The sequence below is a fragment of the Halalkalicoccus sp. CGA53 genome (genome assembly GCF_036429475.1).
Classification (GTDB): Archaea; Halobacteriota; Halobacteria; order Halobacteriales; family Halalkalicoccaceae; genus Natronorarus; species Natronorarus salvus.
The window spans coordinates 284,584-309,350 of the sequence record NZ_CP144125.1; the positions used below are offsets into that span (position 1 = coordinate 284,584).

The following is a 24,767-nucleotide window of genomic DNA, read 5'->3' on the forward strand; positions in this document are numbered from 1 at the left end:
TTGTCGTACTCCAGCTACTCGACGACGAGACGGGTCTTCTCGCCGACGCGGGCGGCTTCCGTCGAGCCCTCGTCGCCGAGCAGGCCCCGGGCGGCGCGCTTTCCCCACTCCACGGCGGGCTGCGTGAACGTCTCGACGCCGAACAGTTCGCCCGCGAGCACGCAGGCCGCCTCCATCCCGTAGAGCAGTTCGCCGAGTCCGCGCTCGTCGATCCGATCCACCTCGACTCTCACGTTCGGCCGGCCGGCGGTGGCGAGGCTCGCCTCCGTCGCCTCGAACTCGGCCTCGAGTACCGTCCCCAGGTCCGTCCCGCCGAGGTACCCGATCCCCTCCAGTTCCGTCTCGGGGATCGGACACGGTTCGCGCTCGCTCGGGCGTACCAGCGTCACCATCGCGTCGCGCGGGCCGGCCCGCCAGTACTGGAGCTGTGAGTGCTGGTCTGTCGCGCCGACCGCTCGGCTCGGGAGCTGTCCCAGACCGTCCTTCCCGAGGCTCTCCGCCCAGAGCTGGGCGAACCACTCGGAGAAGGTCTCCAAGGACTCGGCGTACGGACACATCGCGTTCACCCGCCAGCCCCGCAGCGCGAGCGCGTAGCTGGTCGCGCCGTAGGCGTACGCCGGGCAGGAAAACAGCGAGTCCGAGAGCGTCTCGAACTCCTCGCGTGCCCCCGCGAGCAGCGCGTCGAGGTCGGCACCGGCCATCGCCGCCGCGGGTAACGCGACCGACGAGAGCGCCGAGAACCGGCCCGGAACCCCGGCGGGAACGTCGAGCACCGGCAGGTCGCGTCGGTCGGCGAGCGCTCTCAGGTTCCCCTCTGAGCCCGTCGTGACCAGCGTCCGCTCGGCCCAGTCGACGTCCGCTCGCTCGAACGCCTCCCGGAGGACGAGGAAGGTCGCGAGCGTCTCCGCGGTCGTCCCGGATCGCGAGACGACGTGCATCGCCGTCCGTTCGAGGTCGAGGGTCGAGAGGACCCGTCGGGTGTGATCCGGATCGACGTTGTCGAGTACCACGGAGTCGAACTCGGGCGAGAGCGCGTCACAGAGCGTCGCCGCGCCGAGCGCGCTGCCGCCGATGCCGACGGTGACGAGCGTCTCGCACTCCGATAGGGGCGCGACCGCCGCGCGGATCTCGTCCGTATCGACCGTCCCGGGGAGCGCGAGCGCCGCGTAGCCGTGCTCGCGCTCCTCGATCCCGCGTTCGATCCGCTCGTGGGCGGTCGCGACGCGCTCGTCGAGTCCGTCGAGCGCGTCGCGCGGGACGCCCGGCGTCGCCTCCGCGGCGAGCGCGTTGCCGATGTCGACTTTCATGCGTGAGAGGCACCCCCGCGTCGCAAAAGGGTGTCCCTTCGGGAGCTCGGGAGTCGGCGGTCGACGTCGGGAACGAGAGAGAAGAGAGCCGCGGGTTCAGCCGAGGAGGTACCTGGTTTTCGGGTAGCGCTCGACGAGCGGCTGGCCCCCAACGTCGATCCCCTCGATGTATCGGTCGAGCCCAAGGATCCGCCCCGCGCCGAACGCCGCGACCGCGAGGAACACCACGAGGTAGACCAGGTTCGAGTTCACGAACCCCAGCGGCCCCGCGACGTCCCAGCTCCCCAGGTAGAACATCGCCATCTGCAGCGCCCCGCCGAGCGCCGCCAGTCGGACGAACGCCCCTGTAATGAGGGCGATCCCGATCAGCACCTGCGTCACCGGGACGACGACGTTCACCACCTCCATCAGCATCGTGCTCGCGGCCATCGCCGCGTAGATCCCCGCGACGGGACCCTCCGAACCCATGAGGTAGCCCGCCGCGTCGAAGGACTCGCCCGAGACGAACGCGACCTTCCCGAGGCCAGCCCCGAGAAACGCCCCGCCCATGACGAGCCGCAACGCGACGACGAACCACGCGGAAAGCGCGTGTGGCGTTCCGGTGAGCGTGAGCCCGCCGATCCTGCTCTCGAGTCTGTTCTCAGTCGGTGTGGATATGGACATGATCGGTCTCTCCTTACAACTACTGATACACCCACCGAGTACTTAGACCACGGAGCGGATTCCCAAACCCTGAGAAACGGCCGAAGTGGGCCTCCTCGACCGCACTGGGAGGAAATCACTCGGTTCGAAGGAAAGGTCACGTTCCCGTATCCGAACGATCGATCGTCGTCGTGTCGGTCGCCCCGAAAGAGCATCCCTTATCCTCGCACCCGCCCTCGTTCGCACATGGGCGAGAGCGAGACGACCTACCGCGGGGTCCCCGGCGCGTTCGTCTACTCCTACCGACAGAGCGCGTCGCGGGCCTACCGGCTCTACGCCGTCGTGAGCGCGCTCGTCCTCGGTCTCGTCGGCCTGCTGTTCGCGTTCGGGCTGATCGGCATCGTCGCCGGCACGCTGGGGGCGTCGGAGCTCGTCACGCTCGTGCGCTCCTTTTTCGTCCTGCTGGCGGCGGTCGTCGCCGCTCCGATCCTCGCGCCGGTGTTGCTCGTCGCCCGTCGCCACCGGCGCGAGGGCTCGACCGCCGAGTACGATGCCGCGCTCGCGGTCGGCGGGTTCGTCTTCGTCCTCGCGCTCTACCTCGGCCTCGCGATGAGTATCCCGCCGGAGCTCCAGAGCGCACCCTCCGGACTCCTCGCACCGATCGAGGCGACGGTCTACGCCGCCCCCCGGTTCGCGGGCGTGATCCCGCCGGTCCTCGCGACCCTTCTCATCCTGTCGTTCCACCGTCAGTACCGCTAGTCCTCGACCGAGAGCACGTACCGATCGACCTCGCCCTCGGGATCGAAGACGAGACGCACGTCGAGGCTCGCTCCCGGATCGAGCGCCTCCGGTAGGTCGTCGTCGAGCGGATCTCCCCCCGGAGTCGAGAGCGTCGCCTCGGCCTCAGCGAGTTCAGTGTCGCCGGCGAAGAACCGACCGAGCACGCTCGGAACCTCGCTCGCGTCGTCACCCTCGTTCGTGAGCAGCGCGCCGACGACCAGCCGGGCGGCCGGTTCGAGGTCACCTCCCGAACTCCAGTGTTCGACCCCCGAGAGCGAGAACGGCTCGCGCACCTCGACCTCGCCCGTGACCGCGTCCGCGTCGATCCCACCGAGACAGCCGGCGAGCGGGGCGAGGAGGACGGCGGTGAGCACCGCCCGTCGTGTCGGGGTCATACCCGATGGAGGGAACGAGCGGGAAAAAGCGTCTCGAACCGCCGAGCCACGGAAACGAAACCCCGAAGCCCGTTCCCCAGCTCCCGCACGTATGGACGAGAAATCAGGGACGTTCCTCGTGACCCATGCCGACGGGGAGGCGGCGGTCGCCGTCGACACGGCCGACGGGCAGGTCCACACCCTCTCGGAACACCCCGATCTCGAAGTCGGCGAGGCGATCGAGGCGACGCTCGAACCCGACCCGCCGCTCGATGCGACCTGGATGGTGATCGAGGTCGACCGTCGCTGGGAGCCATCCGTCGAGGCGAGCGACGAGCCACCGACCGCCCGCTCGATGGAGGTCGCGGCGGGTCTGGAGGTCGGCGATCTGGATCGAACCGAACGCGAGGACTACGGCGAGGTCCACGTGATCAGCGTTCCGTCGGAGACCGCAGCACAGGCCGTCTCGGACGTCGTGACCGACGAGGCGACGCTCGTTCGGGCCGCCCGTTACGGCGCGCGCCGGGTCGAGGTCCGTGTCGACGAGGACGAGGGCGTGCTCAGCGTTCGTTACCTCCCCTGATCGGCATCGATACCGCCGACGTGTTCCTCCAAGAACGCCGCGATCCGCTCGAACTGTTCGATACGGTTCTCCAGACTCGTCGTGTGGTGGCCTTCGTCCTCGAAGATGCAGGTCTCGACGGGAATCCCCTTTCCCGAAAGTGACTCCGCGATCGCCTCCGCCTCGCTCACCGGTACCCTGGGATCGTTCGCGCCGTGCTGGACGAACAGCGGACAGGCGACCCGGTCGATCCTCCGAAGCGGGCTGATCTCCTCGAGGACCTCACGGTCCTCGGCCAGCGAGCCGTACTCGCGCTCTCGGTGCGAGCGTCGCCACTCGCTCGTGTTCTCGAGAAAGGTGACGAAGTCGCCGATACCGACGAACTCGACGGCTGCGGCCCAGAGTTCGGGGTACTCCGTGATCGCCGCGAGCACCATGAACCCGCCGTAGGAGCGGCCGTAGGCGACGGTCCGCTCGCCGTCGATCTCGGGCTGCTCTCCCAGCCAGCGGACTCCGTACCGGATATCGGTCACCGAATCCATCCGTTTCTCCACGTCGTCTAACTGGGTGTACTCCCGCCCGTACCCCGACGACCCACGGACGTTCGGCTCGAAGACGGCGTAGCCCGAATCGAGGAAGGACTGCTTGACGGGGTTGAACCACGGCCGCTGCTGGTGCTGCGGGCCACCGTGGATGTCGACGATCACCGGTGCGCCCCCCTCGGAGACTTCCCGAGGAAACGTGAGGTACGCCGGGATCTCCCGCCCGTCGAACGTGTCGTACCTGACGATCTCGGGCGACTGGAACTGCGACTCGGGGATGCCGGCGGTCGACGGGTGGGTCCATCGGATCGTCCCCTGCCCGTCACCTGTACCCACGTCCACGACGTAGACCGACGAGGGTCGACTCGGCGTCGAGAGCGTCACCAGCCCCCGGCCCCTCTCGATCGAGAGCCCTTCGATCACGCCCCGTGGGAGGTCGACTTCTTCCGCTTCGACCCCGATCGGATCGGTGAGTTCCCCGACGTGAAGCACCGAGTAGCCGTCGACGTTGTGGGCGTACGCGACCTCTCCTCCGGAACCGATCGCGGCGTGTTCGATCCCCCACTCCTCCGACGCGATCACGGGCTCGACCTCGTCTCCCAGTCGGACGAGCGCGAGGTGATCGGAGTGGCGGTCGCTCGTCGCGTAGAGCGAGCCATCCGGAGCCCAGCTCACGTTCTCGTACCGGAACTCGCCCTCGCTCACCTGCACGCGCTCGCCCGTCTCGGCGTCGAGTACCGAGACCTCCTGCCAGTCACTGCCGTGGGCTTCCGTCACCGCGAGGCGGCTTCCGTCGGGCGAGAACCCCTCGACCGAGAGCCGACCGCCGCCCTCGGCGGTGACGAGGCGTTCTCCTCCCTCTCGATCCCCGACGTAGACGTCGAACGTGGCGTACTCGCGGCGGTTCGCGGCGAAGGCGAACCGCTCTCCGTCGGGATGCCACCCGCCCCACGTGTGGATCACCTCGGGATCGTCGGTGACCTCCTCCACAGCCGAGTCCGCACAGTCGACGAGCAGCAACTGGTCGTGCTCGTCGCTTCCCCGGTCCATCCCGACCATCACCTCCTCGCGAGTCGGCGAGGCGTCGACGAACGACATCCGCTCGTCGTAGTGGGTGCGCTGGACGGGCCACGCGCCGGGTTCGGAGACGGTCCAGAGCTGTGGCGTGCCGGTGGCGTCCGAGAGGAAGGCGAGCGTCCCGTCGGGGGTGAACGACGGCTGGGTCGTCGCCCGCGCGGTGAGATACCGCTTCAGGTCGTACGTTCGCATACCGTCGTTCGCACCGGCTGGTTCATCAACCCCGGCGTTCCGGCAGCGCCGGTCGGTGTGACTCCGTAGCAGGCAGACCGTTCATGCCGCTCGTGGCTGTACCCCAAGAGGTGAGCGAGCCCGATGCGCCGTCGGCCGCACAGCCGGACCGGAGCCTGTGGGATCGACTCGAGGTCGGGGGGCTCTCGCGCTGGCTCTTTCTCACCGGCGACCGCCACTACCTCTCCGCGCTCCTCCTGGCTCTCGTCTTTGCCGTCTCCCTGCTCTTGATCTACGCTGGGACGATCACGCCCGCCGAGGAGGGCGGTATCACCGACCTCTCTGCCTCGCTGATCGGGGGGATGCTCCCGTTCATCACCGTCGTCCTCGCGATCAACCAGCTCATCCTCTCGGAGGAGTTCGGCACGGCGGGGACGTTCTTCGAGCGTCTCGACGAGACGCGTGACTTCCGGCGGACGATCGAGGACCACACCGGATCGCGTCCGAGCCCCGTCGATCCGGCCGAGTTCCTCCGGACGCTGATCGAGGCGAAACGGCGGGCCGCCCTCGGCATGCAGAACGTCTGTCGGGCGGAGTCACGGTCGGTACAGGCCGCGGTCGACGAGTACGTCAGCTCCACCGCGTCGGTCGACGCCGACGCGATCGACACGCTCGGCGAGGCGACGTTCGGAACGTTCGCGGTCATCGCCGTCATCCTCGACTACAACGACCCGTGGCAGCTCCAGGTCGTCCGTCGCATCCGCGAGGACTACCGTCACGACCTCACGGAGCCGATGGATCGCCAGGCAGACCGCGTCGAGGACCTGCTTCGGGACATCCACATCGCCCGGCAGTACTTCAAGACGGTCTACATGCAACAGGAGCTCGCGGACCTCTCGAAGATCCTGCTCTACGTCGGCTTCCCGACGCTGCTCGGCGGCGCGTTCGTCGTCCTGGCCTACGACAACCTGCTCGCGCTCGGCCTCCACCCGTGGGTCTACGCGGCGGTCGTCGCGCTCACGATCACGGCGCTGTTCAGCCCGTTCGCCGTCCTGCTCTTTTACGTACTCAGGATCGCGACGATCGCCAGACGGACCGCCGCGGACTTCGGGCCGTTCGTCCTCCAGAAGGAACTCCCGTCGGAGGACAGAGAGACGACGGAGTGATACGGACTGCCGTACTCCGTACCGCTCAGCTCGGTACCCGCCTCTCGGTCCGAGCGGTACACAGGGACAGCAGTCCGTTTGAGTCGTTCTCACCCGCGGGCTGGCCCGCCAGCGCTCTGCACCCGCCAGCTCCCCTGCACCCCACAGGCCTCACGCACTTCGTACTCGACTTCGGTGTCCATATCGACCGTCCGACCACCCTCGACCCGCTCGATTCTCAGCGGTACGTCGAGCGTGTTGCCACAGCAGCCGACGCCGACGAACTCCTCGCGAACCTCGCCCTCGCGCACGTCGCCCAGGGTCTTTCGCAGGTAGGCGCGGAACGACGGCTTCTCCACCTGAAATCGCCCCCACGTACTCAGGTCCTCCGGGTACGAGACGGTCACGCGGGTCGCTTCGGTCATGGACGTGCTACGTCGTGACGGGGTAAAAGCACGGCCCCGCGAGAGCGGACCGTGGAACTTTCGTTCACAGGTCCCCTCCCGTTGGATAAGAAAGTTTATTCGCGGCGGCTTCGGAGCCGGGGGCATGTCGGACTCGCCAGTACCGGTCGTCGACTACACCCGGTACTCGAACCGCCAGCTGGTCGCGGTTCCGCTGGCGCTCTTTCTCGTCGCGCTCCTCGTCATCACGGGGACGTGGGCGACGACCGGCGCACCCGCGTACCTCGGCATCGACTTCACCGGCGGCACCGAGATCCAGATCGAAACCGACGCGTCACAGGACGAGATCAGGGCGGCCTTCGACGCCGAGGTCGAGTCGATCACGCCGATCCCCGCCGAGGACGACCAGTACCTCGTCGAGTTCCAGTCCACGGACGTCTCCGAGATCGAGTCGGACGCCGAGGCCGCCGGCTTCGGCGTCATCTCGATCGCCGGCACCTCCGCGACGTTCGGCGCGGACACCCAGGTCCAGGCGCTGATCGGCCTCCTGCTCGCCTTCCTGGGGATGAGCGTCATCGTCGCCGCCCTCTTTCGCACGCTGATCCCGAGCGTCGCCGTCATCGCGTCGGCGGCGAGCGACCTGGTGATCCCGCTCGCGCTGATGAACCTCTTCGAGATCCAGCTCACGCTCGGGACCGTCGCCGCCCTCCTCATGCTGATCGGCTACAGCGTCGACTCCGACCTGCTTCTCAACACGCACGTCCTGCGACGGCGCGGCGACTTCTACGAGTCGGTCAGGAGAGCGATGCGGACCGGCGTGACGATGACGACGACGGCGATCATCGCCATGCTCGTCATGACCCTCGTCGCGACCTACTTCGGGATCCCCCTCTTACCCGAGATCGGGCTCGTGCTCGTCTTCGGCCTGCTCGCGGACCTGATGAACACCTACCTGCTGAACGTGAGCCTGCTCCGCTGGTACAAGTTCGAGGGGGTAAACCGATGAGCGACGACGAGCACGGAGTGCTCAGAAAACACTGGCGCATCTCGCTGCTCGTCGTACTCGTCCTCCTGAGCGCCGCGTTCCTCTTCCTCCCGACGTTCGCACCCGACGACGGCGACGAGGGCGAGGAGGGTGCCCAGCAGCAGATCGAGACGACCGGGCTGACGAACCTCCAGTTCGGCCTCGACCTCGCGGGCGGCTCCAGGGTGAGGGCACCACTCGCCGGCCTCACCGCCGAGGGACTGACGATCGACCCGGGAGAGACGGGCGAGGTCGAGGAGGCGATAGCAACGGAGCTCGACCTCTCGACGCGCGACGTGCGTGCGTACCACGGCGACGGGGGTGAGGGTCAGGGAACGATCGAGCTCCGGACGGACGAGGTGAGCACCGAGGAGTTCGAGGCCGCGCTCTCCACCACCGGCTTCGAGGGCGGCGAGATCAGGTACGGAGTGACGGAGGAGACCACCGACGAGGCGGTCGAGGTGATGCAGGACAAGATCAGCGAGTCACCCTTCGCCCGCGGGGACGCCTCGAAGGCGACCGCGGCCGACGGCCAGCACTTCGTCGTCGTCGAGATCCCCGGGGTCACGCTCGAGGAGGTGATCGACCTGATCGGGGACCAGGGCGTCGTCGAACTCCACATCACGTATCCCGACGGCGAGGGCGGCTACGAGGAGCGCCTGCTGCTCGAAGACGACGACATCGCGGACGTCGGCTTCGCGACCGAGGAGGGTCAGCAGGGCCCTCGCGTCCCGGTGACGCTCACCAACGACGGCGCGGTAACGTTCGCGAACGCGATGCGAGACGAGGGCTTCACGACGGAGGGGATCCAGCAGGGCTGTGCCTACCAGGAGGACGCCGACGAGCCGGGCTACTGCCTGCTCACGGTCGTCGACGGCGAGGTGGTCGACGCCCACAGCCTCGGTCCCGACCTCGCCCAGGGGGTCGAGTCGAGCGAGTTCGAGAGCGACCCCCAGTTCGTCATGCTCGCGCCGTCGATGGACGACGCCAGAAACCTCCAGATCAACCTCCGGGCGGGCGCGCTACCCGCGCCGCTCGACCTCGACGCCGGCACGCAGAGCTTCCTCGGACCGAGTCAGGCCGAGGAGTTCAAGTTCCTCTCGCTCGCGACCGGCTTCGTCGCCGTCCTCGCCGTCTCCGGCGTCGTCGCCGCTCGGTACCGTGATCCCAGGGTGGGAGGACCGATGATCGTCACCGCCGCCTCCGAGGTCTTTCTCTTACTGGGCTTCGCCGCCCTCGTCGGCTACCCGCTCGACCTCGCCGCCATCGCCGGCTTCATCGCCGTCGTCGGGACGGGAGTGGACGACCTGATCATCATCGCCGACGAGATCCTCCAGGAGGGCGACGTGAGTACGGGAAGAGTGTTCGAGAGCCGGTTCCGGAAGGCGTTCTGGGTGATCGGCGCGGCTGCCGCGACGACGATCGTCGCGATGTCTCCCCTCGCAGTGTTGAGCCTCGGCGACCTCACCGGCTTCGCGCTGTTCACCATCGTCGGCGTGCTGATCGGCGTTCTCGTGACCAGACCCGCCTACGGCGACATCCTCCGCGTCCTGCTCACCGGGCGATGAGTCGGGCGATCGTCTTCGACCTCGACGGCACGCTGCTCTCGTTCGACCGGCCCTACGGAACGGTCCTCTCCGAGACGTTCGAGCGATCCGTCGGTGAGAGTCGCCAGGAGTGGGTCGACACCTACTCCGAGAGCTTCTTCGAGCGGTTCCGGGCGCTCGACCCCGAGCCGGTGCGGCGTGCGTTCGCGGCGGTCGGAGTCGGCGATCCAGGGGAGCTGAGAGGGACGCTGCTCGAACGCGAGATCGCCGCGAGCGAACCGCCGAGCGGAGCGCACGATGACCTCGAACGGCTGGCCGCGGAGTACCGGCTGGGCGTACTCACGAACGGCCTCCCGGACTGGCAGCTCGCGAAGCTCCGGGCACACGACGTGGAGGGGCGGTTCGATGCGGTCGTCACCTCCTACGAGGTCGGCGCACACAAGCCCGATCCGGCGCCGTTTCGCGAGGTAGAGCGCCGGATCGAGGGAGAGGGATACGCGATGGTCGGGGATTCCGACGGGGATATCGAGGGAGCTCGCGGCGTGGGCTGGAGCGCCCTCCGGTACGACGGCGGCGGGTTCGGAGGGGTACCCGGGAAACTCGGGTACGGGTAGGCGTAATTCGAGGGGTTCAGAGCCCACACGAGGTCGGCGTCGAGACGCCCGCGACCCCGAGCAGGTTGTCGAAGATCTGGAACACCATCGCTCTGAACGCGGCGGCCCCGCCGAAGACGTCGAACACGCCGAGGGTGATCTGCCAGGCGAGCCCACAGACCATCCCCGCGAGCGCCTGCTGGAGCGCGAGGTCGAGGTGACGGGCGTCCATCGTCATCAGGACGAGGGTGACGCCCGCGTAGACCCGAGCGAGCTGCTGGCCGTAGAGCGCGACGATCCCGAGCGAGGCTGCCCCGAGCCCGGAGATCGCCCCACCACCCCCTGCGGCCATCAGCAGGAGGTTGTACCCGCTCATCACCTGACTCAGCCGGTCGAGGCGCTCTTCGATCTCCCGGTAGCGCCGTCCCCCGCCGGTCCCGTCGTCGATGACGCCCGTGAGCGTTCCGGTCGACGGATCGACGTTCCAGAACGCGAACGCGGAGCCGTCGGCCGGGACCAGCTGGTGGTCCCGCCGGGTGAACCCGGCACGAGCGACGAGATCGGCGTAACTCGCCCGGTGATCGTGGTCGGCGTCGAACTCCGAGAGCGGGACGAGGTCGGCCCCGTCGAGCAGCGACGCCGTCGAGACCTCGTAGGCGGCGGCCTCGACGGCCGCGATCCGCGCCGTCCGCGAGAGCGTCGTGAAAAAGCGCTCCTCGGGCTCCTCGGCCGTCGTCGTCGCCGTCGTGAGCGGGAGTACGTCGACCGACTGTTCCAGCCGATCGGTCCCGAGCAGTGGTTTCTGCTGGACGAGCGCGACCCGCGCGTGTTCGAAGAACGTCACGCCCCGCTCGTTCGCGACCTCCGGCAGTCGCGACTGGACGAGCAGCAGTTCGTACGGGATCGTCACCCCACCCCGTTCGATCGCGGCGTCCATCGTCTCGCGGTCGCCCGAGACCGCCGCGGCGTCCACGTGCGCGAACGTCCCGTTCGCCCCGAGGACGTCGTCGAGGGCGACGGAGTAGGACACGCCGTCGCCCTCGAACGAGAGCGTCACCCCGCCGAGCAGCGCACCGTGGACGTCGAGCGCGTGCGCCTGCGCCTCGCCGACCTCTCCCGCGAGGTCGGTGTCGGGGTCGTCCCGGTAGGGGTTCCACCCCCCGTCGAGGGCCGGGTCCCAGCCGCCGAGGGTGCGCGTCACCTCCCGTCCGCCCGACTCGACGGTGAGGTAGAGGCCGACGAGCGTCCGCGGGATCGGGTTTCGGGACCGGGGTTCGTACGTCGCCGACGCCTCCTCGCCCCCCAGAGAGACCTCGACGGTTCGCTCGCCGACCTCGCTATCTGGAACGTGGTAGTCGAAGCGGTAGGTCGGGAGGTCGAGGCCGTCGAGCGCCTCGATCACGGCGTCGTGGACCGTCCCGGTCTCGCCCATCGGCACCGCGACGCCGCCGGTGAGCTCCGCCTGGGCGAGCACCGTCTCGCTCTCGACCGGCGAGGACTCGTCGTACGCGCTGAGCAGCACCGTCGGCGGCGCCTCCGCGAGGATCTCGTCCATCGTCTCGACGTACTCGTCGGTCTCCTCGCCGTCGTGGGCGTAGACGATCAGGTCGGGACCGTCGGCGACCGCGTCGGTGAGGTGCGTCCACATGTCCGAATCCGCCTCCCGGTACTCGAGGTCGATCGCGGACTCGTGGCCCGTGATGACCGAGCGAAGGTCGTCGTACCACTCGTCGTCGGTCGCGGCGTCGACGCCCCGGCCCATGCTACCCGACTCGTCGCGGACGTACATCACGTGCGCTCGCGCGCTCGTCTCGGTCATCGTCGGCACCACCGCTCGCTCCTCGTCGCTCACTGAGAAAGCGGAGGCGGGTATCCTCTCGACGTGCTCGCCCTCGCCGTCGGTGGCGGTCACCTCCAGTCGGATCGTCGGGTAGTCGACGGGGTCGGCCACGACCGAGAGCGACTCCACCCGCTCGGGGTCGGCGTCGCCCTCAGGGTAGACGAACGGCTCCCCGTTCCGGGAGACGATCCCGTCGTCGGTGGCCGAGAGTCGGTCGCCGTGGAGCGTGAACGGGTCGCCGAACACGGAGGCCTCGGCCGCCTCCTCCGGCGTGAGATCCAGTCCCTGCAGCGCGAGCGCGGGGGTGAACATGTCCACGTCGCCGATCGTCGCCTCCGGCTGCTCGTACGGCGCGACGACCGACGGCGTCCCGACGAGCAGCTGGCGACCGAGTAGCTCCGTCACCGGCCACTCCCCGGAGACGAGTTCGATCGGCTCGTCGCGCTCCCGGGGCGTCACCGCGGAGAGGCTCACCCGCACCGTCTCCGGCTCCTCGCGCTCGCGTATCCCCGAGACATCGCCGCCGGCCTCGCCGAACGGGACGTCGGCGAAGAGGTTCGCGTACCGGGACTCGCCGCCGACGGGCACCTCGACGACCGGCGTGCCGACGTTCCGTCCGCCCCACTCCCAGGAGAACGGGTCCGGACCGTCGAGTTCGTAGAGGGCCGCGCGAACGGTCTCCGCGATCGCGGCGCTCTCCTCGCCGTCGTCGTCCACGACGGTGAACTCGCCCTCCTCTGAGCCGTCGGCGCCGAGACGCTCCAGCCAGTCCGAAAGCGTCTCCTCGTCGATCTCGGGGTCGAACGTCCGATCCACGGTTCGAGTGTAGTGGTCTCTCACCTCGTCCTCGGAGAACTCGGCGTCGACGGCCACCACGGTCGCCTCGTAGCCCGCTCGCCGGTAGAGGTCGGCGAGCAGGTCGGCCTTGTCGCGTGGCGTGCCCATCCCACACCGGAGCGTCCCTCGTACCCCCCACCGGGTCCCGGTCTCGGTGTCCCTCGTGCTATCGGCGCTCGTCGGGACGGTCACGACCTCGTCGCGCACGAACTCGAAGATCGCTTCGAGGTCGCCGTCGGCCACCAGCGTGCTGGCGCGTCCGGGCAGGTGATCCGGGCTGGTCCGCAGCCGCTCTCGCAGCTCCTCCCAGACCGAGAAGGGGACGTGGTCCTCGGGGAGCTCCCCCTCGGCCGCCGCGACCGGATCGCTCCGGTCGAACAGCTCGTCGCTGCGGAAGTAGTAGGCGGTCGCGCCCGCACCCACGCCCGCGCCGACGCCGAAGGCTGCCCCCGCGAGCAACGCCCGGCGGCTCACCGGGAGCCCTCGCTCGTCGTCGTCCTCCTCCGTCGGCACGTCCGGCTCGCTCTCGGCTGCCTCCGGATCCCCCGAACCGGTCGTTCGGCTCACGTCGTCCCTTCCGCTGGAACGTCGCTCTCCGTAGGGGCGTCGTCGCGACTGCCGGGAACCTCGCTGTCGGCTCTCTCTCTCAGCTCGCGGAACTTCGGCGAGCTGTCCGCGATGAACTCCATCGTCCGGTTGTCGGGCGTCAGGTCACGGGATTCGATCAGGAACGTCGTGATCACGACCGTCTTCACCCACGGTCTGAGCACCCCGAGGTAGATCGAAAGCGCCAGTCCCGCCACCGCAACCCAGCCGAGTACCTCGTAGGTGGGCGAGAGGCCGCCGAAGACGGTCGCGAGCGGGGCCAGCGCCAGCAGCATCACGAACGCGACCGCGTACATCGCGAGGACGATCAAGAGCGTCGACCCCAACACCGATTTCCAGGTCATACCGTAGAGGACGAGCCCATCGCGTGCCGCCCGCCAGTTGTTCTCCTCCTCGGCGATGAACACGTGTGCGATGATCGCCTCGTCGATGTACGAGGCCGCGAGCCCGACGGCCCGACGGAGCACCGTGAGGATGTTGTTGAGACTCGGGACGAAGCTGAGCATGTTCGACAGCGAGATCACCCGGCGGTTGAACTGCCTGAGGACCGACTTCACCAGTTGATCGACGACGAACAGTGCGTTCGCCTCCGCGAAGTGTGATTTCACCTGCCGGGTGCCGAACGCGAGCTGGTTCGACGGCGTCTCGCCCGTGTCGACGATGTGGGCGATGATCGCGATGTGACCCGCGGCGACCATGTAGAGGACGTAGCGGCGGGCGAACCGCATCGCGGCGAGGAAGATCACCGTCGCGATCAGCAGTCCGATTCCCCCGATCGGCCCGGAGACGGTCCCCGCCTCCAGGAGCGTGAGTACCAGCCAGCCGACGACCCCGAAGTAGACGACGGTGATCAGGCCCAGCAATCCCCCGACGACGATCCGGAGCGCGACGAACGGGAGCGTCCTGAAGAAGACGCCGGTCGCTCTGACGAAGTGAAGCACCATCCTTAGACCTCCGGTCGCATCGCCTGTGGCGGCGAGTCTGCGTTCGTTTCGTTCTCCGTTCGGTTCCGCGAGTGCCGTTCGATCTCTCTCATGGTCGTATCCCCATCGATCCGCGCTCCGTGTTCGGTCGGGGTTGTCCCGCTCTGTCGGCTCATGCTCCCCACCGATCCATCCATCCCTCGTCCGCGCGTGCCCCGAACTCGAACGCCGTCCCTGCCGGTATCTTGGACTGTCCGGGGTCGTCGATCGTGCCGGTCGCCGTGAGGACGCCTGAGCGGTCGATCCGCAGGAACGGCTCCTCTCCGTAGGTCGTTATCGGCGAGTCGCGCTCCTCCGCGGAGCCGTCAGCGGCCTCGCGGTAGACGTACTTCATCATCTCCGTCAGGCCGGGCCACCAGATCTCGACCTCGTCGGAGTTCACGTAGCGGAAATCGTTTCCGGACCACCCGACCATCCGCCGGAAGAACCGGACGTTGTAGCCGTCCTCCTCGAGACCGTGCTCTTCCTTGCTCTCATCGGTCACCTGGAAGATCCCGTCCATGAGGAAGTAGACCCCATCCCCCTCGAACTCGTCCGCCTCCCGGACGATGTCGTATATCTCCTCTCTCGGCCCACCGCTGAAGTCGCCGTCCATCTCGTACCGGTCGTCACCGAGGACGAGGACTGCCCGTCCCGGTTCGTCCGGGACCTCGACATCCGGGTGGTCGTCGTTCCAGGCGTCATCGGGTTCGAGGTCCAACTCGGACGGACGGAGGCCGGGGGCGTCACCCTCGGTATTCTCCGTGTCGTCCTCGATGCCGTCGTCTTCCATCCCCTCGTCAGGGGTGTCTCCCGAGTCGTCCGCAGTCTCTTCGGCGTCGTCCGCGTCGGCCGACTCCTGTGTTTCGGCCTCCGCGTCCTCGCCACCCAGACAGCCGGCGAGACCGACGACGCCCAGACCGCTCACGCTCGAGAGAACCGTCCGTCGGTTCACCCCCCTGGGTCCGGCCGCGGGATCGTGGTTTAATGATCTCATTAGCCCTGCACCTATCCAGGAACGGACAGTACCTAACCGCACCGTGTGAGAGGATATCGACAGAGAGGGTGGATTTCACGCCGTGAGACCGTTCCGCGTCGTGAGCGCTCCATCGGGGCCTCGGTTCGGTCGACCGGCCCGTCGGCCGATCCGGCTCACGCGCAGGTGATGGCGACCCACGTCTCGCCGTAGTCCACACCCCCCTGATCCGAGAGGTCGAACCCGATGCCACCGTACCAGGTCTCGGCCTCCCTGACGACGAACGCGGACCGACCCTCGGCACCCTCTTCGGGTTTGATGGGGCGAATGCTCCGAGGGACTGCGGCCTCCTCGAACTGACTCTCCTCGTCGGGGTTCGGTACGGTGAGGGTTATGGTGTTCTGGAGGTCGTCGAGGTCGTCGCCCCTGCTCAGTTCGACCCCGGACGCCTCGCCGTCGTCGAACTCGAAGACGCCCTCTGCGGTCCCTCTCTCCGGGTCGTCGGGGTCGGCACTGTCCGCACCACACTCGATCTCCTCGGTCTGGTACTCGCCCTCGTTTTCGAACACCACGACGCCGGTGCCCGGGTCGGGAGCCGAGAGGTTCGCCATGGCGTTCTCCAGTTCCTCGCGGAGATACGGGTCCTCGTCACCGCCGTTCGCGTCGTCGGTGTCTCCGTCGTCCGCTTCGGGGTCGTCAGTGTCCTCGCCCGCCACTTCGGAGTCGTCGGAGTCCCCGTCGTCTGCGTCAGTACTGCCGGAATCGTCCTCGCTATCGCTGTCTACACCGTCCTCGTCGTCGTTACCGAGACAGCCTGCGAGCCCTGCGAGACTCACACCTCCCATAGCCCGCAGAACTGTCCGTCGTTCGATTCGGTTCTCCACTCCGGCCAGCCGACCGAGGTCATCTCCCTTCATCTCTTCACTCTTCTCCTCTTCTCACTTCTTCGAGAGGTCGGGTATCTAACTGCACCCGGTGAGGGTATACGACGGCGTAAGGGCGGCTCACGCCGTGATAGCATCTCGCGGCGTGAGAGTCACGCTCAAGACCAGCGATCTCCACCCACGAGACCCACCCGGACGCGAGCTTCCACCACCTGAACACATATATCACGGACCGTCGTACGTATCAGTCCAGTGTGGGATCCTGAATCTCCCACGGTTCGGGATCGGAGGACGGCGGCGAATCCCACGACGAGGTACCGATAATGAAGGACGAAGGAGCGTTCGACGGGATCGAACCGGGCGGAGTGACGCCCACGGAGGCGTTCTCGATCCTCGGCAACGGGACCCGCGTCGCGATCCTCCAGGCGCTCTGGGAGGGCGAGGAGCCGATGAGCTTCTCCGACCTCCGGGAGGCCGTCGGCGTCGACAAGGGGAACTTCAACTACCATCTGAACGAGCTATCGCACTTCGTTCGCCGGAGGGAGGGGGGCTACGAACTCAGGGAGACCGGAAACCAGGTGATCCGCGCCGTTCTCACGGGTGTGATCACCGACGTCCCCGAACTGGACCCCGTTCCGATCGGCCGGCCCTGTCCGTTCTGTGACTCGCCGATCGAACTCCGCTACGAGGACGAGACGATGATGGCGAGCTGTGAGAGCTGTGCGGGGACCAGCGGCGGGGACCTCCCACGCGGCGTGTTCATGAGCATCGACGGCTTTCCGCCCGCGGGGCTCGCGGGTCGGTCGCTCCCGGAGGTGCTGGAGGTCGCGCACCTGCTCTTCGAGGCGAGCGCCGCGACGATGGTACAGGGCGTCTGCCCGGAGTGTGCCGTGGAGACCGACACCGAGATACTCGTCTGCGAGGAGCACGCGATCGGCCCCGACGGGCTCTGTGAGTCCTGCGGTCGCGTCCCGGAGCTGCTGGTCGAGTTCACCTGCCCGAACTGTGAGACCGCCTCCCGGCCCGTGCTCTGGATGCCCGCGATCTACCACCCGGCGGCGATCGCCCTCTTCTACGAGCGCTGGGGGTTCGACACCTTCCGGGAGCTGCAGCGGCTGTTCTTCACGAACCCCGAGTACGTCGAGGCGATCTCCGAAGAGGTCGTCTCGACCGATCCCCTGCGCGTTCGCGTCGAGTTCCCGGCCGAGACGGGACGGCTCGGGCTGACGTTCGACGAGGGGTTCGACGTCGTCGAGATCGAGCGACCGGGCTAGGCGCTCACTCCGACCGTCTCCCCCGCCGGAGATTACCCGGATCTCGCGGCGGAGTGTCTCATATCGATCTCAGACGTAGTTCTTCGCCATATCGCCGGTGACCGGCAGGCCGTCCCTGTCGCCCTTGTACGCCTTGTACGTCAGCACGAGCCAGAGCACGAAGGCGACCGGCATCAACAGCAGCGACACCAGTCCCGTCAGGAGCGCGAAGAGTAGGCCCACGACCGGGATCACGTCGAGGACGAACCCGAAGACGAACAGCCCCATCGAGAGCGCGATCATCCCTCCGAAGATGATGATGCTCTGGACCGCGTGGAACCGGACGAACTCGTTGTCCTCCTCGATGAAGTAGAAGACGATGGCGAGCAGGGGCGGGAAGAGATACGCGAGCGCACCCACGATGTTCTCGTCCAGCCCGCCGACGGAGGTCGGCGTCTCGTCGCCCGTCGCCGGCTCGGTCTCGATTCGATCGTTGCTCAGTTCCGCTTCGACGTCCGCGTCTTTCGTACTCATGATTGTATCCGTGTGGTCTCTCTAGTCTCGTTCGTATCCAACCAGTTCCATCTCGAATGCGACCTCGCCGGTCTCCTCGTAGTAGGCCACGTAGGCCGGGAAGGCGAGGTCGGGCGAGAGGCAGCTCTCGTGGACGACCTGTTCGTCTACCTCGGTGACGGCCACGTAACACTCCGTGCCGACGTAGGTTTCGGTCCCGTCGACGGCGTACCGAAAACTCCCCTCGGAGGTGCTGTAGCTCCACTCGTAACCGACGTACGCCTCGTCCTCGTAGGCCCCGACGTGTGGCGAGTAGAGCCCGGACCAGAGGAACACCGCCGCGGGCGTCACCATCAGGTCCGAGAAGACGTCGTCCTCGGTGCCGGTCACCGTCTGCGAGAAGCCCTCGCCGTTCTCGAACTCCATCGACGTCTCGACGGTCAGCAGCTCGCCGTCGACCTCCTCGACGCTCCAGAGGAACGTTCCGGGGCCGTCCTCGGCGGTGTGAACGCGGTACTCGTAGCGTTCACCCGCCTCGAACTCGTAGAGGCGCCACTCCTCCTCGCTCCCCCCGTCGGGTGCGTCCTCGGGGGGGTCACCTTCGCTCGCGGCCGCCGACCCGTCCCCGCCCGGTGGGCTCTCCGCGTCGGCCAGGTCGGCGATCGACTCGACCTGCTCCGGATCGAGGCCGACCCCGTCCGCGACCTCGTCGAGGCCCACACAGCCAGCGAGCATGCCGACCCCACCGAAGAGGACCAGCGCGCCGCGCCGACTCGTCGTCCACGTCTTCCTCCGCGTCGCTCCGGGTTTCAACCCCAGCTCCGTCCGTGTCATCGCGTCTCCTTTCATATCGGTGGAATGATACACCGACGTCCTGTCATGTCGGGTGTGTGTCCTCCTCACTCTCGGTGGTGAGTCACGGACCCTAAACGCACCTACCAAGACGGTTTCGCCCCGCGAATTCCTCTCACGCCGTGAAACCCGTTCGTCCCCTCCGGAGCGCCCCGTCGTGTGTAGAAGTACCGAACCACAAGAGATATTCACGCAGAGAACGTGTCACAAATCAGGTCATCCGAATCCGACGCAAAGGGCGGCTGTCAGCTCCGACGTATCGGCTTCGGTGGTATGTAGAGGGAACGATCACATGGAGGAACCGGAGGCCGTCGGACGCATCGAGCCGGGCGGGGTGAGTCCGACCGAGGCGTTCTCGATCCTCGGCAACGGGACCCGCGTCGCGATCCTCCAGGCGCTCTGGGAGGGCGAGGAGCCGATGAGCTTCTCCGACCTCCGGGAGGCCGTCGGCGTCGACAAGGGGAACTTCAACTACCATCTGAACGAGCTATCGCACTTCGTTCGCCGGAGGGAGGGGGGCTACGAACTCAGGGAGACGGGGACGCAGGTGATGCGTGCGGTCGTCGCCGGGACGATCACCGAGGACCCCGAACTCGGCCCCGTGAAGGCCGGCCACCCCTGCCCGTTCTGTGGCTCGTCGGTCGAGTTGCTGTACAGAAACGAACACATCACCGTCCGCTGTCGGGACTGTGCGGGCGTCCTCGGCGGAGACCTCCCCGACGGCGCGTTCATGCACTACGCCTTCCCGCCGGCGGGCCTCGCGGATCGGTCGCTCCCGGAGGTGGTCGAGGCTGCCCACGTCCTCTTCGAGGCGCACGTCGCGACGATGATGCAGGGGGTCTGTCCGGCCTGCACGGCACGGACCGAACGGGAGGTGCTCGTCTGCGAGGACCACCAGATCGGGGCCGAGGGCGTCTGTGAGTGCTGTGGCTCGGTCCCGCGGATCTGGGCGACGTTCACCTGTCGAAACTGCCGGTACGGACGCCGGGCGATGCTCTGGCTGGTCGCCGTCTACCACCCGGCGGCGATCACGGCGCTCTCCGAACGCTGGGAGTTCGATACGTTCCTCGAGCTCCAGCGACTGCTCTTTTCGAACCCGGACTACCTCGCGAGCGTCTCCGAGCGGGTGGTCTCGACCGACCCGCTCAGGCTCCGGGTCGACCTCCCCACCGACTCCGGGGCGCTCTCGCTCCGATACGACGAACACCTCCAAGTCCTCGACGTGACGCGAGAGGGGTGATCTCACGGCGTGAGACCCGCTCGCCGCGCGAACCGCGCTCACGGGAAACCGCTTTGCCACCTGGCGTGAACAACGGTGATGCGGGAGAGCGCGAGGACGCGGGCCACGCGTACGTGTCAGTTAGCCTGGAGCATCGGGCTGCTCCTAACAGTAATACCTACCGGTTGCGTACGCAGGTGACATGGGACGAGGTAGTTCTCCGGATTCTGGAGGGAGGGAGGGTGCACTGGAGGACGTGGCGTTCCTCGCGCGCTCGTCGAACCGGCTCGCGCTCCTCCGCATGCTCGGCGAAGGGCCACACGACAGACGCGAACTCCGGGAGACGACCTCGATGAGCGCGCCGACGCTCGCACGTATCCTCGGTGAGTTCGAGGATCACGGCTGGATCGAACGCGATGGGGGGTCCTACCGCGCCACGACCGCCGGCAGGCTCGTCGCGGGTGGTGTGCTCGCGGCGGTCGACCGTGCCGACGCGGTCCGCCGGCTTCGCCCGCTGTTGCGAGCGGTTCCGACGGACGGGCCAGAACTGGACGTCGAGGCGCTTTCGAACGCTCGGGTCACGGTCGCCGAGCCCAGTTCGCCGCTCGGACCTGCGAACCGGTTCGCCTCGCTCACGAGGGAGAGCGAGACGCTTCGCGAGTTCAACGCGGCGTCGGTCCAGTTCTTCGACGCAAGCGTGCTCCGAACCCGCGTCGAGGAGGGGCGACGGACGGAGCTGCTCTACGAGCGCGGCGTCGTCGAGGCGCTGCTCTCCGACCATCCGGAGCTCTTGGCCGCGCTGATCGACAGCCCAGCGGTCGAGGTCTCGCTCCGGGAGTCGGTCCCGTTCGGGCTCTCGCTGTTCGACGACCGGATCGGGGTGTGCGGCTACGACCGCGAGAGCGGGGCACTCACCGTCTTCGTCGACACCGACGACTACGAGGCGAGACGGTGGGCCGAGCGCCTCTACGAGAGCGTTCGATCCGAGGCGATGCCGATCACGAACCCCGACCCCACGGCGATCGAGCCCTCCCCGACGCGACCGCCCGAGACGCCCGTCGAGTTCGGACCCGTGCCGCTCGACCGCTGATCGCCGCGCCCTTCCTCACTACACGAACTCGGAGAGCGCACGCTGGCGGGCCGCAGCGAGCACGTCCTCACAGGTCGACCACGACCGCCTCGCACACGCCGGGAGGTCGCCGGTCTCGTCCACGACGCGCGCGAGGAACTCCCTCGTGGCCGGATCGCCCGGATAGCCGCTGCCGACCGGACCGTACTCCTCGGTGAGCGCGCCGATCCGTTCGTCTCGCTCGACCTTCGCGACGACGCTCGCGGCGGCGACTTCTCGGTGCCGGGCGTCCGCACCGTGTTCGGCGACCAGCGAGACGTCGGCCGGGAGCCGCTTCCCGACACGACGGGCGAAGCGTTCCGGATCCGTGTCGCAGGCGTCGACGATCCCGCGCTCGCCGCCGGCGACGACCTCCCCGATCGCCGCCGTCTGCGCCTCGACGGTCAGCGTGTTCATGTCTGTCTCCGGGTCGTCGATCCGCTCGACTGGGACGACGGAAATCCCGATCTCGACCCCCTCGGCTGCACCGAGCGCCTTCGAGAGCGACTCGCGACGAGTCGGCGTGAGCCGTTTCGAATCGTCGATCTCCTCCGGGAGTAGCTCGAGCCCGTCGACGGCGACCGCCGCCGCGACCATCGGGCCGAGGACGGGCCCACGCCCCGCCTCGTCCGCCCCGAACCGGATCATCCGTCGAGGAAGAAGTCGGGGTGCTCGAACGGCTCGTCCTCACCCTCGACCGCGAGCACGTCGAGCGCCGTCACGACCGCATCGACGCCGAGCTGTTCGGAGAGACTCGGTCGCGTCCGTCCCCGGTCGCCACTCACGAGCTCCTTCACGTAGAGCCCGCCCGCGCCGTGGACCGTCAGGTCCGCGTGGCGCTCGTCGACCAGCTCGCCCTCGGCGGCGAAGACTTCGCGGGTACGGGTGAGGTTCGCCCGGCGGTGCGAGACGCGCTGTGGGGTGTCCTGTTCGATCGTGGCCCCGTCCAACTCGGCGAGCGCTCCGGCGAGCGCGTCGTCGCTCACGGGTTCGGCGAACTCGACGTCCATCCGGTAGGTCTTCGACGCCTCCAGCTCCTTCACCCGTTCGACCATGTCGTGAGTCGCGAGGCGAAGGCCCTCGACCTCTGCCGCGCCGTCGGCGTACTCGTTGATCGTCCGTTCGAGTGCCTCTACATCGGGCGAGCGTGTTCGGGGGTTTTTCACCTCGATCACGAACGGTCGGCCCGTCCCGAGCATCAGCGCATCGACGTCCTCGCGTCCTGCACCGTGGAAGACACCCTCTTCGCCGTCCATCGCCTCCACCACCGTCGGAACGGTGAGTCCCTCGACGCTCCTGTCGTAGCGGTAGCCCGTCCCGTCACAGCCGTCACAGGGCTCCTCGCCACCGCCCCGAGCCAGCTGGATCCCGGTCGCCCCGCAGTCGGTACACGGCCACTCGGTCTGGGGGATGTCGCGTTCGAGCTTTCGGTATCTCCCGTAGACGAACGCCGCGTTCACCTGTACCTCGACGGCGTGCGAGGAGATCTCCCTTCGGTCGTTCACTCCTCGATCCACGTCGAGCAGCGCGAGCACGTCCGGCCGCTCGAAGTCGACTTCGGTTCCGGTCCGCGCGCCGACGCGCTTTCCCACCTCCCGGTTCATCTCGGACTTGAACGGCTCGCCGGCGTCCTCGGGCAGTCCGGCCGACTCCCGCAGGAGCCGCTCGTTCTCCTCGATCAGCGGCGGCGCCCGGGTGCCGACCTGGTAGGTCGCGAAGTCCAGACCGGAGAGGCCCTCGCAGACGAGGTCGGCCCACTCGTCGAACCGGGCGCTGTGACCCTCACAGACCCAGCAGTCCTCCGCTTCGGGTTTCTCCGCTGGTTCGTCGTCCTCCAGGGCGACCGTCACCCGGAGCGCCGTCCCGCGCTCGTCGTTCGTCAGCCCGAAGCTCCGGTCGGCGAACACCCGGCCGAGACAGGCGTCGCATGGCTCCTCGGCGAGCACCGCCCTCGCGTCCTCCAGAACGCTCATCGTGCCCTCCGGACACCGCGTGTGTGGGGGTGTCGGTATCGCTCGATAGGCATCGCCCTGTGAGAGACGGTCACGGGCTAAGTCGTTGTCCTTTCGGCCCTCATTCCGCCGTTCGACGGACTCATCGACCTGTAGCGGCGACTCCCCACATGCGCCGGTTCATCGTCATCGGACACGACGCACCGACCACCGACGCGTTCTCGCTCGACGACCTCGCCGGGGGTGCGGGCCGCCTCGACGTGCTCTGTCGGTGCGTCTCGTCGAGTTTCTTCCTCTCGCACGCCATTCGCGAGGAGATCGGGCTCTTTCTCGTGCTCTCCGACGAGTTCACGGTCCGCTTCGAGGGATCGGAACTCAGACGACTGAACCCCGACGAGCGCTCGACGGCCGCGCTGATCCGTGCTGCACTCGCCGCCCGTGAGGAGGCGATCGGTCACGTGGAGGTCGAGAGCACGCCCGGCGTGTTCCTCTCCCGACGCGGGTTCGCAGACGTACTCGACGCCGTCGGAGGGACCGTGATTCAGCTCCACGAGGACGGTACACCGATTTCGGAGGCCGAGATACCAGAGAACCCGACGTTCGTACTCTCGGACCACCACGACTTCACCGAGTGCGAGGCGGAACGGCTCTCGGAACGGGCGGATGCCAGGCTCAGCGTCGGTCCGGAGGCGTTACACGCGAACCACGCGATCACGGTGGTTCACAACTGGCTGGACACCGGTGGCTTCGCGAACTACTGAACCCATTCGGAACGTTTAACAGCGGCACTCGCTTCCCTGGGGATGCGGGCCGGTGGGGTAGCCTGGTATCCTTCGGCCTTCGGGTGGCCGTAACCTCAGTTCGAATCTGAGCCGGCCCACTTCTCCCGCAATTCTAAGCGACGAGCGGAAGCGAGGAGCCGGAATTGCGGAGAAGTGCACCCCAAGCAGGTTCCAACCGGTCCGTGTCTCCGCGTACTAAGCGCGCGGACGAGTGAGAAGGGGCGGCGGGTCGTTCGTCGTTTCCCCGCGTCCTCACTCGCGCTCGGTCGACCGTTCCGGAGCGAGGTGCTGGAGCGGCGACCGATACGTCGCCCGGACGATCGCCTCCTCCTCAATCCTCGCGCCGAGGGCGTCGAGTCGTCGGGCGACCTCGGTCACGTCGTCCGCGTGCTCGCCGACGACCTCGACGAGGAGGTTCTCCCGCCCGGTCGTCCGTTCCGAGACGCGCACGACACCAGGAATCCGTGCCGCCTCCTCCGCGATCCGCTCGCGCTCGGTGATCGGTGCGGTACAGGTGAGGTGGAACGGCCGGTGAAACCCCGCCCGCTCGTAGTCGACGATCGGACGGTAACCCCGGACGACGCTGCCCTCCTCCAGATCCCGGAGGCGGTTTCTGACCGTCGTATCGGATACACCGATCGACGCGCCGATCTCGGTCGCGGTGTACCGGGCGTTCTTCTGGAGCAGGTAGAGGATCTCCCGGTCGACCTTCGAGACGCAGTCTCCGGACATGTGCGTGTTTTTATCACCCGAAATTAAAAAACGTAATTGTTTCTAACATCGTGAACAAATCGACGGGCGGGCGGGGTCCGGAG

Annotated in this window: 24 protein-coding genes and 1 tRNA gene; 11 read left to right on the forward strand and 14 right to left on the reverse strand. The window is 67.7% G+C overall.

The features are described from left to right. Window positions 1-14 precede the first annotated feature (14 nt). Window positions 15-1,307: a glucose-6-phosphate isomerase gene (locus tag V2L32_RS02690; protein WP_331234899.1), complete on the reverse strand. Its 1,293-nt coding sequence runs from the start codon at window positions 1,305-1,307 to the stop codon at window positions 15-17. 96 nt (window positions 1,308-1,403) lie between these two features. Then, on the reverse strand, window positions 1,404-1,964 hold the full coding sequence (locus V2L32_RS02695) for a DoxX family protein (protein ID WP_409348420.1): 561 nt from the start codon (window positions 1,962-1,964) through the stop codon (window positions 1,404-1,406). Between the two features lie 231 nt (window positions 1,965-2,195). Here V2L32_RS02695 and V2L32_RS02700 point away from each other — a divergent pair, with 231 nt between their 5' ends. After that, on the forward strand, window positions 2,196-2,708 hold the full coding sequence (locus tag V2L32_RS02700) for a hypothetical protein (RefSeq protein ID WP_331234901.1): 513 nt from the start codon (window positions 2,196-2,198) through the stop codon (window positions 2,706-2,708). Here the strand turns inward: V2L32_RS02700 and V2L32_RS02705 are convergent. After that, window positions 2,705-3,124, reverse strand: coding sequence for a hypothetical protein (locus tag V2L32_RS02705; protein WP_331234902.1), 420 nt, complete (start codon window positions 3,122-3,124; stop codon window positions 2,705-2,707). The genes V2L32_RS02700 and V2L32_RS02705 overlap by 4 nt on opposite strands. 91 nt (window positions 3,125-3,215) lie before the next feature. Here V2L32_RS02705 and V2L32_RS02710 point away from each other — a divergent pair, with 91 nt between their 5' ends. Further along, entirely contained in the window at window positions 3,216-3,686 is a 471-nt protein-coding gene (locus tag V2L32_RS02710) for a DUF5812 family protein (protein ID WP_331234903.1), read from the forward strand. On the opposite strand, the gene V2L32_RS02715 is transcribed toward V2L32_RS02710, so the two are convergent. After that, the gene (locus tag V2L32_RS02715; RefSeq protein ID WP_331234904.1) at window positions 3,674-5,476 is read right to left on the reverse strand and encodes a S9 family peptidase; all 1,803 of its coding nucleotides are present in this window, start codon (window positions 5,474-5,476) and stop codon (window positions 3,674-3,676) included. The genes V2L32_RS02710 and V2L32_RS02715 overlap by 13 nt on opposite strands. A gap of 110 nt (window positions 5,477-5,586) precedes the next feature. On the opposite strand from V2L32_RS02715, the gene V2L32_RS02720 reads away from it, so the two are divergent. Next, on the forward strand, window positions 5,587-6,621 hold the full coding sequence (locus V2L32_RS02720; protein ID WP_331234905.1) for a hypothetical protein: 1,035 nt from the start codon (window positions 5,587-5,589) through the stop codon (window positions 6,619-6,621). An 89-nt stretch (window positions 6,622-6,710) separates the two neighbouring features. Here V2L32_RS02720 and V2L32_RS02725 read toward each other — a convergent pair whose 3' ends face one another. Then, window positions 6,711-7,025 (reverse strand): hypothetical protein, encoded by a 315-nt coding sequence (locus V2L32_RS02725; protein WP_331234907.1) that lies wholly within the window; start codon window positions 7,023-7,025, stop codon window positions 6,711-6,713. 124 nt (window positions 7,026-7,149) lie between these two features. Here V2L32_RS02725 and secF point away from each other — a divergent pair, with 124 nt between their 5' ends. The 3 genes from secF to V2L32_RS02740 are packed head-to-tail and all read left to right on the forward strand — an operon-like array spanning window position 7,150 to window position 10,189. Next, the gene (secF, locus tag V2L32_RS02730; protein WP_331234908.1) at window positions 7,150-8,010 is read left to right on the forward strand and encodes a protein translocase subunit SecF; all 861 of its coding nucleotides are present in this window, start codon (window positions 7,150-7,152) and stop codon (window positions 8,008-8,010) included. Then, on the forward strand, window positions 8,007-9,596 hold the full coding sequence (locus V2L32_RS02735; protein ID WP_331234909.1) for a preprotein translocase subunit SecD: 1,590 nt from the start codon (window positions 8,007-8,009) through the stop codon (window positions 9,594-9,596). Before secF ends, V2L32_RS02735 begins: the two co-directional genes overlap by 4 nt. Next, window positions 9,593-10,189 (forward strand): HAD family hydrolase, encoded by a 597-nt coding sequence (locus V2L32_RS02740; protein ID WP_331234910.1) that lies wholly within the window; start codon window positions 9,593-9,595, stop codon window positions 10,187-10,189. The genes V2L32_RS02735 and V2L32_RS02740 overlap by 4 nt, the downstream gene beginning before the upstream one ends. A 16-nt stretch (window positions 10,190-10,205) precedes the next feature. Here the strand turns inward: V2L32_RS02740 and V2L32_RS02745 are convergent, their stop codons facing one another. From V2L32_RS02745 to V2L32_RS02760, 4 genes are all read right to left on the reverse strand, one after another. Continuing rightward, on the reverse strand, window positions 10,206-13,412 hold the full coding sequence (locus tag V2L32_RS02745; RefSeq protein WP_331234911.1) for a hypothetical protein: 3,207 nt from the start codon (window positions 13,410-13,412) through the stop codon (window positions 10,206-10,208). Beyond that, the gene (locus tag V2L32_RS02750; protein ID WP_331234912.1) at window positions 13,409-14,395 is read right to left on the reverse strand and encodes a hypothetical protein; all 987 of its coding nucleotides are present in this window, start codon (window positions 14,393-14,395) and stop codon (window positions 13,409-13,411) included. Before V2L32_RS02750 ends, V2L32_RS02745 begins: the two co-directional genes overlap by 4 nt. Window positions 14,396-14,546: 151 nt before the next feature. Beyond that, entirely contained in the window at window positions 14,547-15,410 is an 864-nt protein-coding gene (locus V2L32_RS02755) for a hypothetical protein (RefSeq protein ID WP_331234913.1), read from the reverse strand. Window positions 15,411-15,565: 155 nt separating this feature from the next. Continuing rightward, on the reverse strand, window positions 15,566-16,225 hold the full coding sequence (locus V2L32_RS02760) for a hypothetical protein (RefSeq protein ID WP_331234915.1): 660 nt from the start codon (window positions 16,223-16,225) through the stop codon (window positions 15,566-15,568). 371 nt (window positions 16,226-16,596) lie between these two features. Between V2L32_RS02760 and V2L32_RS02765 the strand changes: the two genes are divergently transcribed. Further along, window positions 16,597-17,547, forward strand: coding sequence for a winged helix-turn-helix domain-containing protein (locus V2L32_RS02765; protein ID WP_331234916.1), 951 nt, complete (start codon window positions 16,597-16,599; stop codon window positions 17,545-17,547). 69 nt (window positions 17,548-17,616) lie between these two features. Here the strand turns inward: V2L32_RS02765 and V2L32_RS02770 are convergent, their stop codons facing one another. Next, window positions 17,617-18,060, reverse strand: coding sequence for a DUF4870 domain-containing protein (locus V2L32_RS02770; RefSeq protein ID WP_331234917.1), 444 nt, complete (start codon window positions 18,058-18,060; stop codon window positions 17,617-17,619). A 21-nt stretch (window positions 18,061-18,081) separates the two neighbouring features. Next, a complete protein-coding gene (locus V2L32_RS02775; RefSeq protein ID WP_331234919.1) occupies window positions 18,082-18,873 on the reverse strand; it encodes a hypothetical protein in 792 nt (263 codons plus the stop codon). Between the two features lie 310 nt (window positions 18,874-19,183). Here V2L32_RS02775 and V2L32_RS02780 point away from each other — a divergent pair, with 310 nt between their 5' ends. Further along, window positions 19,184-20,131, forward strand: coding sequence for a winged helix-turn-helix domain-containing protein (locus tag V2L32_RS02780; protein WP_331234920.1), 948 nt, complete (start codon window positions 19,184-19,186; stop codon window positions 20,129-20,131). Between the two features lie 181 nt (window positions 20,132-20,312). Next, a complete protein-coding gene (locus tag V2L32_RS02785; protein ID WP_331234922.1) occupies window positions 20,313-21,200 on the forward strand; it encodes a helix-turn-helix transcriptional regulator in 888 nt (295 codons plus the stop codon). Window positions 21,201-21,218: 18 nt separating this feature from the next. Here V2L32_RS02785 and rnhB read toward each other — a convergent pair whose 3' ends face one another. Beyond that, entirely contained in the window at window positions 21,219-21,863 is a 645-nt protein-coding gene (gene rnhB / locus V2L32_RS02790; protein ID WP_409348421.1) for a ribonuclease HII, read from the reverse strand. Further along, on the reverse strand, window positions 21,863-23,191 hold the full coding sequence (locus tag V2L32_RS02795; protein ID WP_331234924.1) for a tRNA pseudouridine(54/55) synthase Pus10: 1,329 nt from the start codon (window positions 23,189-23,191) through the stop codon (window positions 21,863-21,865). Before V2L32_RS02795 ends, rnhB begins: the two co-directional genes overlap by 1 nt. Before the next feature lie 149 nt (window positions 23,192-23,340). On the opposite strand from V2L32_RS02795, the gene trmY reads away from it, so the two are divergent. Together trmY and V2L32_RS02805 are read left to right on the forward strand one after the other, a co-directional pair. Beyond that, window positions 23,341-23,931, forward strand: coding sequence for a tRNA (pseudouridine(54)-N(1))-methyltransferase TrmY (trmY, locus tag V2L32_RS02800; protein WP_331234926.1), 591 nt, complete (start codon window positions 23,341-23,343; stop codon window positions 23,929-23,931). 46 nt (window positions 23,932-23,977) lie between these two features. Then, window positions 23,978-24,050: transfer RNA gene (locus V2L32_RS02805), tRNA-Pro, on the forward strand. Window positions 24,051-24,204: 154 nt separating this feature from the next. Here V2L32_RS02805 and V2L32_RS02810 read toward each other — a convergent pair. Continuing rightward, on the reverse strand, window positions 24,205-24,684 hold the full coding sequence (locus V2L32_RS02810) for an Lrp/AsnC family transcriptional regulator (protein ID WP_331234927.1): 480 nt from the start codon (window positions 24,682-24,684) through the stop codon (window positions 24,205-24,207). Between the last annotated feature and the right edge of the window lie 83 nt (window positions 24,685-24,767).

What these genes read in the sequence shown, in the direction of transcription:
- V2L32_RS02690 (WP_331234899.1), bottom strand. Translation starts at nt 1,307, where the DNA reads ATGAAAGTCGACATCGGCAACGCGCTCGCCGCGGAGGCGACGCCGGGC.
- V2L32_RS02700 (WP_331234901.1), top strand. Translation starts at nt 2,196, where the DNA reads ATGGGCGAGAGCGAGACGACCTACCGCGGGGTCCCCGGCGCGTTCGTC.
- V2L32_RS02705 (WP_331234902.1), bottom strand. Translation starts at nt 3,124, where the DNA reads ATGACCCCGACACGACGGGCGGTGCTCACCGCCGTCCTCCTCGCCCCG.
- V2L32_RS02710 (WP_331234903.1), top strand. Translation starts at nt 3,216, where the DNA reads ATGGACGAGAAATCAGGGACGTTCCTCGTGACCCATGCCGACGGGGAG.
- V2L32_RS02715 (WP_331234904.1), bottom strand. Translation starts at nt 5,476, where the DNA reads ATGCGAACGTACGACCTGAAGCGGTATCTCACCGCGCGGGCGACGACC.
- V2L32_RS02725 (WP_331234907.1), bottom strand. Translation starts at nt 7,025, where the DNA reads ATGACCGAAGCGACCCGCGTGACCGTCTCGTACCCGGAGGACCTGAGT.
- secF (WP_331234908.1), top strand. Translation starts at nt 7,150, where the DNA reads ATGTCGGACTCGCCAGTACCGGTCGTCGACTACACCCGGTACTCGAAC.
- V2L32_RS02735 (WP_331234909.1), top strand. Translation starts at nt 8,007, where the DNA reads ATGAGCGACGACGAGCACGGAGTGCTCAGAAAACACTGGCGCATCTCG.
- V2L32_RS02740 (WP_331234910.1), top strand. Translation starts at nt 9,593, where the DNA reads ATGAGTCGGGCGATCGTCTTCGACCTCGACGGCACGCTGCTCTCGTTC.
- V2L32_RS02750 (WP_331234912.1), bottom strand. Translation starts at nt 14,395, where the DNA reads ATGGTGCTTCACTTCGTCAGAGCGACCGGCGTCTTCTTCAGGACGCTC.
- V2L32_RS02755 (WP_331234913.1), bottom strand. Translation starts at nt 15,410, where the DNA reads ATGAGATCATTAAACCACGATCCCGCGGCCGGACCCAGGGGGGTGAAC.
- V2L32_RS02765 (WP_331234916.1), top strand. Translation starts at nt 16,597, where the DNA reads ATGAAGGACGAAGGAGCGTTCGACGGGATCGAACCGGGCGGAGTGACG.
- V2L32_RS02770 (WP_331234917.1), bottom strand. Translation starts at nt 18,060, where the DNA reads ATGAGTACGAAAGACGCGGACGTCGAAGCGGAACTGAGCAACGATCGA.
- V2L32_RS02775 (WP_331234919.1), bottom strand. Translation starts at nt 18,873, where the DNA reads ATGACACGGACGGAGCTGGGGTTGAAACCCGGAGCGACGCGGAGGAAG.
- V2L32_RS02780 (WP_331234920.1), top strand. Translation starts at nt 19,184, where the DNA reads ATGGAGGAACCGGAGGCCGTCGGACGCATCGAGCCGGGCGGGGTGAGT.
- V2L32_RS02785 (WP_331234922.1), top strand. Translation starts at nt 20,313, where the DNA reads ATGGGACGAGGTAGTTCTCCGGATTCTGGAGGGAGGGAGGGTGCACTG.
- V2L32_RS02795 (WP_331234924.1), bottom strand. Translation starts at nt 23,191, where the DNA reads ATGAGCGTTCTGGAGGACGCGAGGGCGGTGCTCGCCGAGGAGCCATGC.
- trmY (WP_331234926.1), top strand. Translation starts at nt 23,341, where the DNA reads ATGCGCCGGTTCATCGTCATCGGACACGACGCACCGACCACCGACGCG.
- V2L32_RS02810 (WP_331234927.1), bottom strand. Translation starts at nt 24,684, where the DNA reads ATGTCCGGAGACTGCGTCTCGAAGGTCGACCGGGAGATCCTCTACCTG.